This window comes from Gordonia sp. CPCC 205515 (assembly GCF_048537925.1).
Classification (GTDB): Bacteria; Actinomycetota; Actinomycetes; order Mycobacteriales; family Mycobacteriaceae; genus Gordonia.
Genome location: NZ_JBCLVJ010000002.1, coordinates 225,412 through 238,019 on the forward strand (window position 1 = coordinate 225,412; position 12,608 = coordinate 238,019).

The 12,608-nt window shown below is 67.0% G+C and carries 12 protein-coding genes and 1 riboswitch; of the genes, 9 read left to right on the forward strand and 3 right to left on the reverse strand.

From position 1 onward, the window contains the following. Nucleotides 1-25: 25 nt before the first annotated feature. Genes AAFP30_RS01260 through AAFP30_RS01270 form a run of 3 tightly spaced genes read right to left on the reverse strand, consistent with a single transcriptional unit; the run spans nucleotide 26 to nucleotide 2,585 of the window. Nucleotides 26-1,825 (reverse strand): hypothetical protein, encoded by a 1,800-nt coding sequence (locus AAFP30_RS01260; protein WP_419228010.1) that lies wholly within the window; start codon nucleotides 1,823-1,825, stop codon nucleotides 26-28. Beyond that, entirely contained in the window at nucleotides 1,786-2,211 is a 426-nt protein-coding gene (locus tag AAFP30_RS01265) for a hypothetical protein (protein ID WP_419228011.1), read from the reverse strand. Before AAFP30_RS01265 ends, AAFP30_RS01260 begins: the two co-directional genes overlap by 40 nt. Then, a complete protein-coding gene (locus AAFP30_RS01270; protein ID WP_419228012.1) occupies nucleotides 2,208-2,585 on the reverse strand; it encodes a cupin domain-containing protein in 378 nt (125 codons plus the stop codon). The genes AAFP30_RS01265 and AAFP30_RS01270 overlap by 4 nt, the downstream gene beginning before the upstream one ends. A 221-nt stretch (nucleotides 2,586-2,806) precedes the next feature. On the opposite strand from AAFP30_RS01270, the gene AAFP30_RS01275 reads away from it, so the two are divergent. From AAFP30_RS01275 to crcB (AAFP30_RS01315), 9 genes are all read left to right on the forward strand, one after another. Beyond that, nucleotides 2,807-4,687: a propionyl-CoA synthetase gene (locus tag AAFP30_RS01275; protein WP_419228013.1), complete on the forward strand. Its 1,881-nt coding sequence runs from the start codon at nucleotides 2,807-2,809 to the stop codon at nucleotides 4,685-4,687. A 206-nt stretch (nucleotides 4,688-4,893) separates the two neighbouring features. Beyond that, nucleotides 4,894-6,183, forward strand: coding sequence for an extracellular solute-binding protein (locus AAFP30_RS01280; RefSeq protein WP_419228014.1), 1,290 nt, complete (start codon nucleotides 4,894-4,896; stop codon nucleotides 6,181-6,183). Nucleotides 6,184-6,187: 4 nt separating this feature from the next. After that, nucleotides 6,188-7,210 carry a carbohydrate ABC transporter permease gene (locus tag AAFP30_RS01285; RefSeq protein ID WP_419228015.1) on the forward strand — a complete coding sequence of 341 codons (1,023 nt, stop codon included), beginning with the start codon at nucleotides 6,188-6,190 and terminating at the stop codon, nucleotides 7,208-7,210. Continuing rightward, nucleotides 7,207-8,037: a carbohydrate ABC transporter permease gene (locus tag AAFP30_RS01290; protein WP_419228016.1), complete on the forward strand. Its 831-nt coding sequence runs from the start codon at nucleotides 7,207-7,209 to the stop codon at nucleotides 8,035-8,037. Before AAFP30_RS01285 ends, AAFP30_RS01290 begins: the two co-directional genes overlap by 4 nt. Further along, complete coding sequence (locus tag AAFP30_RS01295) at nucleotides 8,034-9,485, forward strand: GH1 family beta-glucosidase (protein ID WP_419228017.1); 1,452 nt, start codon at nucleotides 8,034-8,036, stop codon at nucleotides 9,483-9,485. Before AAFP30_RS01290 ends, AAFP30_RS01295 begins: the two co-directional genes overlap by 4 nt. Beyond that, nucleotides 9,482-10,507 (forward strand): LacI family DNA-binding transcriptional regulator, encoded by a 1,026-nt coding sequence (locus tag AAFP30_RS01300; protein WP_419228018.1) that lies wholly within the window; start codon nucleotides 9,482-9,484, stop codon nucleotides 10,505-10,507. The genes AAFP30_RS01295 and AAFP30_RS01300 overlap by 4 nt, the downstream gene beginning before the upstream one ends. Before the next feature lie 23 nt (nucleotides 10,508-10,530). Beyond that, entirely contained in the window at nucleotides 10,531-11,595 is a 1,065-nt protein-coding gene (locus AAFP30_RS01305; RefSeq protein ID WP_419228019.1) for an ABC transporter ATP-binding protein, read from the forward strand. A 22-nt stretch (nucleotides 11,596-11,617) separates the two neighbouring features. Next, a riboswitch (Fluoride riboswitch) is annotated at nucleotides 11,618-11,707 on the forward strand. 22 nt (nucleotides 11,708-11,729) lie between these two features. After that, on the forward strand, nucleotides 11,730-12,233 hold the full coding sequence (gene crcB, locus AAFP30_RS01310) for a fluoride efflux transporter CrcB (protein ID WP_419228020.1): 504 nt from the start codon (nucleotides 11,730-11,732) through the stop codon (nucleotides 12,231-12,233). Next, nucleotides 12,230-12,598 (forward strand): fluoride efflux transporter CrcB, encoded by a 369-nt coding sequence (gene crcB, locus AAFP30_RS01315; protein ID WP_419228021.1) that lies wholly within the window; start codon nucleotides 12,230-12,232, stop codon nucleotides 12,596-12,598. Before crcB (AAFP30_RS01310) ends, crcB (AAFP30_RS01315) begins: the two co-directional genes overlap by 4 nt. Nucleotides 12,599-12,608: the final 10 nt, after the last annotated feature.

Here is a 12,608-nt window from a genome sequence, read left to right on the forward strand (position 1 = left end):
CGGTCGGCATCTGCCGACACTCGCGCTACGTCAGCCACCGCACCGCGATGTCCGGGGTGTACACGCAGGTCGAGCCCGTGTGCACACACTCCAGCAGATGCCGCGCCAGGTCGGGATGGACCTCTGCGATGCGACTCAGCGCGCCGACAATCGATTTACGGACGGTGACCCGCGCCCGCTCGGCGGTCGCGCCAGTGGTCCGTTCTCGCCCGGAAAGTCCCGTAGCCGAACGTAACTCACGGATCAAAGCATCCCGTTCCAGGTTCAGGCGGGATGCGTCGCCGGGTGCGGCGTCGTCGAGGAGTTCATCGATCTCGGTGAGCCGGCGACGATAGGCGGTGCGTGCCTCGTCGTCGAGCATGTCGAGTCCGGACTGCGTCACGGCACCACCGACAGCTGCGCCGATCAGATCCGTCGCCGTGAACTCGACGCCTGGTTGCGCGACCAGGCGCCGCAGGTGCTCGAGTCCGCGCATGGCCCGGATGGGGCTCGGTGCATCGGCCGGGCCGACTTCCCAGACCTGGGACCCATCTGGGCGAAGAACAAATTCGGTTGTTGCCGAAGGAGTTTCATCGGTATTGGCAAGTCGCCTCGACCACCACTGGGCACCGATCCGGCGGTAGGTGGCGATAGCGGACTCCCGTAGCGCGTGGGCCGCTTCGGCGTTGCCGAGTCGCCGATGGGCGCGGGACAGGGGATCGTCGGTGACCCCGTGGAACATCACGGCTCCGGCGTTGATGACCGCCCGACCCTCGTACGGGGACAGCAGTTCGGTCACCGCCTCGATGGTGTCGCGATCGTCGATGGTCAGGGCGGCCTCGAGGACGCACTGCAGGGTGAGCAGCCAGTCGTGGTCGCGGGGCAGCGTGCTGAGGTCGCCGGAAACGTGGCCGAGCATTCTGCGCGTGCGTTCACGGTCGCCGGACGCGGCGGCGAGGAAGGCGCCCTCGGCCAGCACGGTGATCACTCCCTCGGACAGGCCGAACTCCTCGTAGGCGTCGAGCTCGGTACGGCACGTCGCGCGATCACCGGAGATCATCGCCGGATACGCAGTCAGAGCGTGGGTCACCGCAAACGCATCCGGGATGAACGTTCGCTGCGCCGCGGCCACGAACTGGCTGCGGAGGGTTGCCGCGGTATCTGTCCGACCGCGGAGCAGATCGAGCATCAACCGCCGCGACGCAGCGAAGAACCGCGCCCGGTCCGAGGTCTCGGCGAGCATCTCGAGTGCCCGGATCTGTCGATGCATCTGCGGGATATCCAGGCGTTCGCAGGCCACGGTCAGCGCCCACAGGTGGGCGGTGAGGTGCGCGTCCGTGTCGGTGAGGTACGCGACCTGCGCATCGATGTCCCGGGCGAGTTCGGTCCTGCGCGTGAGGTCATCTGGACCCCAGTGCACGGCCAGTGCGGCATCGAGCGCGTCGACCAGCAACGCGGCGTCGCCGAGTTCCCGGGCCAGGTCGACGGCCAGGGTGGCATAGGGGAGGCCGCGCTCGGCGACGTTGGCGTAGGCCCAGCATCGGGCGAGCGCGGCGGCGACCGCCGCACGACGCCGCGGCTGATCGTGGACGCGGGTGTAGAGCTCGTACAAGCGCGCCGGCAGGGTGCTGACCTCGGTCTCGAAGCGTTGACCGGATGCGAGACCGAGCAGCGCCGTGGACCAGGAGTCGACATCGTCGGACTCCCGGGCTCGCGCGGCGGCGAGGTCATAGACCTCGATGGCCTCCTCACCACGTCCCTCGGCGGTCAGCGCCGTGGCACGGGCCAGCAGGTCCGCGACGTCGCTTACGTCCGGATCAGTGTCACCTCCTCGGCGTGCCGACATTGTGTCACCTCGTCCCAGTCCCCGGTGCAGTACAGGACCAGTTCCACGATATGCCCGTGTTCGACGGTCAGCCGAAACAATTCCCGGCAGTACCAGTCCTGGCAGTCGGCGGTCCAGCGTTCTTCGACCGCCATCACCGCGCCGGTCGGCGTCGGGTCGAGGCGTTCGAGCCGGACCGTTCCGGTCACCGGATGCCCGGAGCGACGCACCGCGACGGCGTCGGCGGCGGTGGCCGTCTGAAGTCGCCAACAGGGAAAGGTCAAGTCGCTGAACATGTCCGGCGCGAACAATCCGTCGGGCGCGTGGTTGGTCCGGAGGAACTCCAGAAATCCCTCGGCGCAACGATCGACGGCGCGGCGGTCCGCCTCGATGGGTGTCGTCGTCATTGCGCCGCCATCCGTTCCAGGTTGGCGCCGATGACCTGTTGCACCGCGGCGAGGTCGGCGGTCGGACTGAACTCGACGATCTCGGTGCCGCCGCTGATCAACGGCAGATGGCCGGGTCCCGCCACGTATGCGTCGCCGGCGACGTAGGTCTCCTCGTGGTCGGGCCACCGGAAGGTGATCTGACCGCTGACCACCACACCCCAGTGCGGACAGGAACAGCGGTCGTCGGGCAGGCCGACGAAATACGACGCCGGATCGACGTCGGCGGGGAATGTCTCGAACGCGACGGTGTACGCGTCGAGTTCGGCGTAGCGGCCTTCGATGATGGGTTCACTGATGGCCACGGGTGTGGTGACCTTGTTGGCGCTGGGCATGATCGTCTCCTTCGGTTCATTTCTGGCAGGCACCGATCTGGTGCCTGCACCCGGGAAGGCGTGACTTCCGCGATCACGGATGTGACGCGGCGCGTCACGTTCGGCGCATCCCACCGACCTCTGGTCGCAGGTGGGCCCGAACCAACGCCGTGGCAACGGTCACGCCGATACCCTCGACGTGACGCCGTCAACGGGTGACGGGTGGGCGAGAGGGACGAGCAATGGGCCGGTACAGCGAGGCGTTCACGCAGGCAGCCGACGATCGGGAGACGTTCTGGCTGCACGCCGCCGACGGAGTCGATTGGGTTACGCCACCGACCCGCGCCCTCGACGACTCGGCCGCCCCGATCTACCGCTGGTTTCCCGATGCGTCCCTGAACACGGCCTATAACGCACTGGACCGGCACGTCGCCGCCGGCAACGGTGACCGTGCGGCGCTGATCTGGGATTCGGCGATGGTCGGGACCACACGGACCTACAGCTACGCGGAGCTGCTCGACCAGGTCTCGCGCTTCGCCGGCGTGCTCGCCGGGCATGGGGTGTCCGCCGGGGACCGGGTCGTCATCTACATGCCGATGATCCCGGAAGCCGCCATCGCGATGCTGGCCTGCGCGCGGATCGGGGCGGTGCACTCGGTCGTCTTCGGCGGATTCGCCGCCCCCGAACTCGCGACCCGCATCGACGACGCCGAGCCGGTCGCGATTGTGACCGCCTCGGGCGGGCTGGAGCCGGGCCGCACCGTCGAGTATCTCCCGATGGTGGCCAAGGCCGTCGAACTCGCGACTTCGAAGCCGTCGACCGTGATCGTCTCGAACCGGCCCGAGATCAAAGGTGCGGCAGCCGATTACGACGGCTGGCTGGACTGGGATGAGCAGATGTCGACGGCGTCGCCCGCCGATCCGGTGCCGGTGGCCGCGACCGACCCGCTCTACATTCTCTACACCTCGGGCACCACCGGGAAACCCAAGGGCGTCGTGCGGGACAACGGCGGACACGCGGTGGCCCTGACGTGGTCGATGAGCAACATCTACGGCATCGAGGCGGGCGACGTCTGGTGGACGGCGTCGGACGTCGGGTGGGTCGTCGGCCACTCCTACATCGTCTACGGTCCGCTCCTGGTCGGCGCCACGTCGGTGATGTACGAGGGCAAGCCGGTCGGTACGCCCGACGCGGGTGCGTTCTGGCGGGTGATCGCCGACCATAAGGCCAACGCCCTGTTTACCGCGCCGACCGCGATCCGGGCCATCCGCAAGTCCGATCCGGACGCGAAAGAGCTTGCCAAATACGATATCTCGTCGCTGCGGGCACTGTTCGCGGCCGGCGAGCGGCTGGATCCGGACACCTTCGAGTGGGCGGGCAGCGTGCTCGGCGTACCGGTGATCGACCATTGGTGGCAGACCGAAACCGGGTGGGCCATCGCAGCGAATCTGCGTGGGCTGGAACCGATGCCACTCAAGGCCGGCTCACCGACGGTGCCCGTTCCCGGGTACGACGTCGGCGTGCTCGACGCCGAGGGCAAGGTCCTCGGGCCGGGGGAGGAGGGCAACATCGTCATCAAACTCCCGATGCCGCCCGGTACGCTCGCGGGTCTCTGGCGCGACGAGGACCGCTACCGCAAGTCGTATCTGTCCGCGTTCGACGGCTATTACCTCACCGGTGATTCGGGCTACCTCGACGCCGACGGCTACGTCTTCGTCCTCGGCCGTTCCGATGACGTCATCAACGTTGCCGGACACCGACTTTCGACCGGCAGTATCGAGGCCGTCGTCGCCGCGCACCCGGCGGTCGCCGAATGCGCGGTGATCGGCATCCACGACGACCTCAAGGGTCAGCGTCCCAGCGGCTATGTCGTGCTCAAATCGGGGGTCGAGATCGAGCCGGACACCTTGCGTGACGAGCTGGTGGCCATGGTGCGCAATGAGATCGGCGCGGTGGCGACCTTCCGCGACGTGACCGTGGTGCCCGCGTTACCCAAGACCCGGTCCGGCAAGATTCTGCGCAAGACCATGCGCCAGATCGCCGACGACGAGGACTACACAGTGCCGTCGACCATCGAGGACCCCGACGTGCTGAGCGCGCTGGCCAAGCAGTTGCGCGGCTGACGTCGTCTCCTCCCGACCCCTCGGCTCCCCAGAAATGGAAGCGCTCTCAAGATGAGTACGCGCAGGTGAGCTGGGGGGTTGACTTTTGTCTGTGACCTGATTCATAGTTCTTGTGGAACGAGAGTGGAAGCGCTCTCACACCCCGCGAGAGTAGCGGAATCGAGGGGTTCGGTCACACACAAGTCCGCCCGGAGAGAGGCAGAGACGTGCAGAGGAAAACCAACCCGTGGCGCAAGGTCGCGGCGGCCACCATCGCCGCCGGTGTCGTCGGCGCCCTGGTCGTCGGATGTGGCGGCGGCAGTTCGGACGAGCAGACGACACTCGGCAAGAATGACACCCTGAGCATCACCACCTTCGGCGACTTCGGCTACACCGATCTGATCGCCGACTGGAATGCCAACCCGGAGAGCCCCTTCAAGGTCAAAGAGACCAAGATCGCCCAGTGGGACACCTGGAAGCAGACGCTCACCTCGAATCTGCAGGCCGGCACCGGGCTGACCGACGTCGTCGCGATCGAGGGCGATGCGATGCCGCAGTTCCTCACCGAGGGTGCCTCCGAACAGTTCGCCGATCTGACCGATCCGGCTCTCGACAACCGTTGGGTCTCCTACAAATACAAGGACGGGCAAACCGCCGACGGTAAGCAGATCGGCTATCCGACCGACGCCGGACCGGAGGCGATCTGCTATCGCGCGGACCTGTTCGGCAAGGCCGGTTTCCCGACCGACCGCGCCGAGGTCGCCAAGATGTTCGGCACGTGGGACGGCTACTTCGACGCCGGCCAGAAGTTCGTCGCGAAGGTCCCCGCCACCAAGTGGTACGACTCCAGCGGCTCGATCGCCCAGGCGATGCTCAACCAGGTCGAGTACCCGTTCCAGACCAAGGACAACACGGTCAACGTCGACAACCAGGGACTCAAGGACGTCTACGCGACCGTCGCCAAGTTCTCGCCGACGCTCTCGACCCGCGCGGTGCAGTGGAGCGATGACTGGAAGGCCAACTTCACCAATAACGGCTTCGCGACGATGCCGTGCCCGGGCTGGATGTTCGCCAACATCAAGGAATCTGCGCCCGAGGTGAAGGGCTGGGACATCGCCAACGCCTTCCCCGGCGGCGGTGGCAACTGGGGTGGCTCGTTCCTCGCGGTGCCCACCCAGTCGCAGCACCAGGAGCAGGCCAAGCAGTTCGCGAACTGGTTGACCGACGCCAAGCAGGAAATCGGTGCATTCGAGAACGCCGGCGCCTACCCGGCCAACATCGCCGCGGAGGAAGAACTGAGCAAGACCAACACGCCTGACCCGTACTTCGCCGATGCGCCGACCGCGCAGATCCTCGCCGACCGGGCCAAGGCCGTGCCCGTCGGTGTGCCGTACAAGGGTGACAAGTACTCCGACATCCTCGGGCTCTTCCAGACCGCGATCCAGCGCGTCGACGAGGGACAGGCCCCCGCGGCATCCTGGGACACCTTCACCCAGGCTGTCGGCAACCTGGATTGATGACATGACCTTGATCCCCAACGAGATTCGACGTCGGCCCGGGGACCCGGAGCGGCCGGAACCCGTGGTTCCGGCCGCCGCCGGCGAACCCGGTTCGTCGCCGAAACCCACCCGGCGACAACGACTATCGCTCCTCGATCGCACGGTGTCGCCGTACCTCTACGTGCTCCCGTTCTTCCTGGTGTTCGCCGTGATCGGTCTCTACCCGATGCTCTATACCGGCTACCTCTCGTTCTTCGCCTGGCCGCGGTTCGCCGCCGAGCACGGACGCGCGGTGGGCTGGGCGAACTACGAATATGTGTTGACCGACCCGGTGTTCCACAAGGCGCTGGTCAACACGATCGGCATCTTCCTGCTGTCCTCGATCCCGCAGATCATCATCGCGACAGTCGTTGCGGCGCTGCTGGACACCGGTCTGCGCGGGCGCTCCTGGTGGCGGATGAGTGTGCTCATCCCGTTCGTCGTCGCGCCGGCCGCCGTCGCGCTGATCTTCGGATCGCTGTTCGCCGACAAGACCGGCCTGGTCAACGACATCCTCACCGGGGTGGGGTTGCCTGCGGTGTCGTGGCACGGCGATCGGTTCGCCAGCTGGACCGCGATCGCCACGATGGTCAACTGGCGCTGGACCGGTTACAACACGCTGATCCTGTTGGCCGCCATGCAAGCGATCCCACGCGATCTGTACGAGGCCGCCGCGATCGACGGGGCCGGCGCGCTGCGGAAGTTCGTCCACATCACCCTTCCGTCGATCCGCGCGACACTGATCTTCGTCGTCGTCACCTCGACCATCGGTGGGTTGCAGATCTTCACCGAACCAAGGCTTTTCGACACCAACCTGCAGCATCAGGGCGGCGCCAACCACGAGTACCTGACGCTGGCGATGTATGTGTTCAACACCGCCAACAGCGCCACCAACCCGTATCCGCGGGCGGCATCGGCGGCCTGGCTGCTGTTCTTGCTCATCGTCGCGTTCGCGCTGGTGAACTTCTTCGTCACCCGTGCCGTGCAAAGGAGGTCGGCCTCATGACACGTCGTCCCGGATTCCTCGTCTACGGACTGCTCGGTGCATTCGTGCTCGGCTCGGTGTTCCCGCTCTACTGGTCGTTCGTCATCGGCTCGGTGACCTCACGGCGCGCCATCGAAACCCCGCCGCCGCTGCTGCCCGGTGGACACTTCCTCGAAAACGCGCAGCGCGTCTTCAATCGCATCGACTTCTGGTCGGCGCTGGGCAACTCGATCATCGTCTCGTCGGTCGCGGCGATCTCGGTGGTGCTGTTCGCCACCCTCGCCGGATATGCGTTCGCCAAGTTGAGCTTTCGCGGTAGCAACGCCTTGATGGTGTTCGTGGTGCTGACCATGGCCATCCCGCCGCAGCTCGCGCTGATCCCGCTGCTCAAGGAGTTCAGCAACCTCGGCCTGACCGGGACCCGGTTCGCCGTCGTCCTGCCGTGGCTGGTCACCGCGTTCGGTGTATTCTTCATGCGCCAATACCTGTCCACCGCAATCCCCGACGAGCTCATCGACGCCGCCCGCGTCGACGGCTGCTCGATGATCCGGACCTTCTGGACGGTGGCGCTCCCCGCGGCTCGACCCGCGATGGCGATCCTCGGACTGTTCACCTTCATGCAGGCGTGGACCGACTTCATGTGGCCACTACTCATCCTCCAGGGCTCCGATGTGCAGACGTTGCAGACCGCGCTCGACCAACTCAAGATCGCGCCCGGACATGGCCTGTCCGACATGGCGCTGCTGCAGGCCGGCACCATCCTCGCGACCGTGCCGCTCCTGCTCCTGTTCATCGCGACCGGACGCCACCTGGTGACCGGCATCATGCAAGGAGCTGTAAAAGGATGACTCCGACAGCACATTTCCCCGACGGGTTCCTCTGGGGCGCGGCCACTGCGTCGTATCAGATCGAGGGCGCACACGATCTCGACGGCCGGTCGCCGTCGATCTGGGACACCTACACCCGGCTACCCGGCGCAATCCTCAACGGCGACAATGGCGATGTGGCCTGCGATCACTATCATCGGATGCCCGCGGACGTCGCCCTGTGCAAGGAACTGAACCTCAATGCCTACCGCTTCTCGGTGGCGTGGCCGCGGGTGTGCCCCGACGGCGGTCCCGCCAACCAGAAGGGCATCGACTTCTACGCCCGGCTCACCGACGAGTTGCTCGACGCCGGCATCACGCCCTGGCTGACCCTGTATCACTGGGATCTGCCGCAGGCACTCGAGGACACCGGTGGGTGGACCAACCGGGACACTGCCTATCGTTTCGTCGATTACGCTGTCACCGTTTATGATTCGCTGTCCGACCGGGTGAACCAGTGGACGACACTCAACGAGCCGTGGTGCTCGGCATTCCTCGGCTACACCAGCGGGCAGCACGCGCCGGGCCGCCAAGACGGGATCGCCGGACTGGCCGCCACCCACCATCTGCTCCTCGGCCACGGTCTCGTCGTCGACGAACTCCGAAAGCGCGGTGCGACACCGGAAAACGGCAAACAGGTCGGCATCACGCTGAACCTCACGGTGGCCGACCCCTTCGACCCCGACAATGCCGACGACGTGGACGCGGCGCGCCGCCTCGACGCCTACAACGACCGACTCTTCCTCGATCCGTTGTTCCGCGGTCGCTATCCCGACGACGTGGTCGCCGACGTCGCCGGGCTCACCTTTGACGGTGTCGGCTGGCCGGACTGGGTGCGCGACGGCGACCTCGATCTCATCTCGGCGCCGATCGACGCGCTCGGCGTGAACTTCTATCACGGTGACGGTGCCTCGGCCGACCAGGATGCCGAGGTGCTGGGGGAGGGCGTGCTGACACCGGATCGGGTGGCGGTCCCGCCGCATCCCGACGGCCGGCGGATCACCTTCCCGCCGCGTGGATTCCCCGTCACCGACATGGGCTGGGAGATCCAGCCCGATGCGTTGACCACACTCCTCGTCCGGCTGCGTGACGAGTACGGGGTGCCACCGATCTACATCACCGAAAATGGTGCGGCCTACGACGATTCGGTCGGTGCGGACGGTGTGGTACACGACGAGGGGCGTCGGGAGTTCATCGAACTGCACGTGCGGGCGCTGCAGACGGCGATCGCCCAGGGTGTCGACGTGCGCGGCTATTTCGTGTGGACGCTGCTGGACAACTTCGAATGGGCGTGGGGGTACACCCAGCGGTTCGGCATCGTGCACGTCGACTTCGAGACGCAGGCCCGTACCCCGAAGGACAGTGCCCGGTGGTTCGCGCAGGTGGCCGCGGCAAATGCTCTGCCGGACAGGGTGGGTGAGTCCACGTGACGGGCGCCGACACCCACGACGGCTCGCCGACCCTCGACGCGGTCGCCAAACTGGCGGGGGTCAGCCGGGCGACGGCGTCGCGGGCGGTCAACGGCGGCAGCCGGGTCAGTCCCCGTGCGCAGAAGGCGGTCGACGAGGCGGTCCACCGACTGGGTTACACACCCAATCAGGCGGCGCGGTCCCTGGTGACGCGCCGCACCCAGTCGATCGCGCTGGTGGTGCCCGAACCCGATGAGCTGGTCTTCTCCGACCCGTTCTTCGCGCGCACCGTGCATATCGTCACCCGTGAACTCGCCGAGCACGACTTCACGGTCGTCCTGCTGCTGGCCGGGAGCGGGGACCAGGAATCGCGGATGCTGCGGTTCCTGCGCAACCGGCAGGTCGACGGCGCCATCGTCGTGTCCCATCACCGCGGCGACAGCCTGCCCGATCATCTCGCCACCCTCGGCCTGCCGAGTGCGTTCATCGGCCGTCCGTGGAGCGACACCGACCGGCTGTCGTGGGTGGACACCGACAACGTGGCCGGCGGTCTGGAGGCCACCCGGTTGCTGCTCGACCGCGGGTGTCAACGGATCGCCACCATCGCCGGTCGCACCGACATGACCGCCGGCGTCGACCGGTTGTTGGGGTGGACGGAGGCGATGCAGGCGCAGGGCCGGGACACCGATGCGGTTGCCTACGGCGAGTTCACCGAGGAGGGCGGTGCCCGCGCGTGCCGCGAATTGCTCGGCACACACCCGGATCTCGACGGCCTCGTCGTCGCATCGGATCTGATGGCGGTCGGTGCCCTCCGCGTGCTGACCGCTGGCGGCCGTCGGGTGCCCGACGACGTAGCGGTCACCGGGGCCGACGACCTCGGTGTCGCCGAACGCACCGAACCACCGTTGACCACACTGCGGAACCCGTTGTCCGAGATGGCCGCCGAGGCCGTCACGCTGCTTCTCGGGCAGCTCGACGGCGGTTCGGTAGCGCCGCGTCGAGTTGTCTTCGCCCCCACCCTCGTTCGTCGCGAATCCGCCTGACCAACCGATTTGGAGTACTGACCATGACCACCGTCACCTTCGACAGCGTCCGTCGCACCTACCCCGGCGCCGATCGGCCCGCCGTGGCCGGTCTCGACCTGCACATCGCCGACGGGGAACTCCTCGTCCTCGTCGGGCCGTCCGGCTGTGGCAAATCCACCACCCTGCGGATGCTCGCCGGCCTCGACCAGAACGACGACGGACGCATCCTGATCGGGGATCGCGACGTCACCAACATCCCGCCGAAGGACCGCGACATCGCCATGGTCTTCCAGAACTATGCGTTGTATCCGCACATGAGCGTCGCCGACAACATGGCGTTCGCGCTGCGGCTGGCCAAGGTCAGCAAGGCCGAGCGGGACAGCCGGGTGGCCAAGGTCGCGGACATGCTCGACCTGACGCCATACCTCAATCGGAAACCCAAGGCGCTCTCCGGCGGTCAGCGGCAGCGTGTCGCGATGGGCCGTGCCATCGTGCGCTCGCCACAGGTGTTCTGCATGGACGAACCGCTGTCCAACCTCGACGCGAAGATGCGGGTCCGCACGCGCACCGACATCGCCGCTCTGCAAGCCGAACTGGGGGTGACCACGGTGTACGTGACCCACGACCAGGTGGAGGCGATGACCCTCGGCGCGCGGGTCGCGGTGATGCGCGACGGAGAGCTGCAGCAGGTCGACACGCCGTTGGCGCTCTATGACCGTCCCGCCAACGAGTTCGTCGCCGGATTCATCGGGTCGCCGCAGATGAACCTGCTCTCCGGGGTCGCAGGCGAGAACGGCATCCGCGTCGGAGGTGCGCTGATCCCGCTGCGCACCACCGCGCGCGGCCCGGTGACCGTCGGCGTGCGTCCCGAGGACTGGCAGATCACCACCGACGCCGACGGTCTCGACCTCGCTGTCACTCTCGTGGAGAAACTCGGCTCCGACAGCTACCTGTACGGCATGTCCGAGCTCGACGGCACCACGCGCACGGTGGTGGTGCGGGCGCCGGCGCGGACCACCACTCTCAAGGGAGACGGTCTGCGGCTGGTGCCCGATCCGGAGCGGGTCCACCTGTTCGACGCGGTGACAGGTGTGCGTATCAACTGAGCGGCTATGCTTGGCCACAGCATGAACACACGGTGATGGATCTCGCCGGGGTGCGCGTCTGACAACGCGGTCGCCCGAACCGCCGACACAGGCTGATAGTTCCTGGTCCTGAATGTGACGGACGGAGCTGACGCATGGGAGTGGAACCGACACCGGGCGAGGGTGCGCCGCTGGACGCGCACGCCGAACTGCCCGTCGATCCCGATATCGTCCGCCCGCTGCACTGGCAGCCGTCCGCCATGGCGTGCGTACTGGTCGGTGGCGCCGCAGGCACCGGTCTGCGCTACTGGGTCGAGGAGTTGTTGCCCGCCGTCGGCGCCGAGTGGCCGTGGGGCACTTTCCTGGTGAACCTGCTGGGTGCGTTCATCCTCGGTTTCTTGCTGGAAGGACTCGCCCTCCTCGGCGACGACGCCGGGTGGCGCCGGCGTGCACGTCTGCTGCTCGGCACCGGCTTCTGCGGTTCGTTCACCACCTACAGCAGCTTCGCCCTGGAGATATCTTTGCTCGGCCGTGACGGTGCCGTGCCGCTGGCCATCGGCTACGGCGTGGCGAGCGTGGTCATCGGCGTGATGTGTGCGTGGCTGGGGATCGCGGCCTCGGGCGCAATGCTGCGCCGTCGGCGGGGGGAGGTGTCGTGATCGTCATCGCGGTAATGGTCGCGGGAGCGCTTGGAGCGCTTGGCCGTTTCATCGTCGACGGCCTGGTGAAGAGTCGCCGCGCCTCGACCTTCCCCGCCGCCACGCTGGTGATCAACATCGGTGGGTCGCTGCTGCTCGGCGTGATTGCCGGGCTGGTGATGTTCCACGCGGTGCCCGCCGACGTCAAAGCCGTCGTCGGCACCGGATTCTGTGGCGGTTACACAACTTTCAGCACCGCGAGTTTCGAGACCGTGCGCCTCGCTCAGCAACGGCGATCGTGGTTGGCGCTGACCTATGCGATGGCGTCGGTCCTCGGCAGCGTCGCAGCCTGCGCGCTGGGCCTGGTACTGGCGTGGGCGCTCTGATGTCGGCCGA

Excerpts from the sequence above, each read along its gene's own strand:
- crcB (WP_419228020.1), top strand. The coding sequence starts at position 11,730 with ATGGGAGTGGAACCGACACCGGGCGAGGGTGCGCCGCTGGACGCGCAC.
- AAFP30_RS01260 (WP_419228010.1), bottom strand. The coding sequence starts at position 1,825 with ATGTCGGCACGCCGAGGAGGTGACACTGATCCGGACGTAAGCGACGTC.
- AAFP30_RS01275 (WP_419228013.1), top strand. The coding sequence starts at position 2,807 with ATGGGCCGGTACAGCGAGGCGTTCACGCAGGCAGCCGACGATCGGGAG.
- AAFP30_RS01295 (WP_419228017.1), top strand. The coding sequence starts at position 8,034 with ATGACTCCGACAGCACATTTCCCCGACGGGTTCCTCTGGGGCGCGGCC.
- AAFP30_RS01285 (WP_419228015.1), top strand. The coding sequence starts at position 6,188 with ATGACCTTGATCCCCAACGAGATTCGACGTCGGCCCGGGGACCCGGAG.
- AAFP30_RS01290 (WP_419228016.1), top strand. The coding sequence starts at position 7,207 with ATGACACGTCGTCCCGGATTCCTCGTCTACGGACTGCTCGGTGCATTC.
- AAFP30_RS01265 (WP_419228011.1), bottom strand. The coding sequence starts at position 2,211 with ATGACGACGACACCCATCGAGGCGGACCGCCGCGCCGTCGATCGTTGC.
- AAFP30_RS01270 (WP_419228012.1), bottom strand. The coding sequence starts at position 2,585 with ATGCCCAGCGCCAACAAGGTCACCACACCCGTGGCCATCAGTGAACCC.
- AAFP30_RS01305 (WP_419228019.1), top strand. The coding sequence starts at position 10,531 with ATGACCACCGTCACCTTCGACAGCGTCCGTCGCACCTACCCCGGCGCC.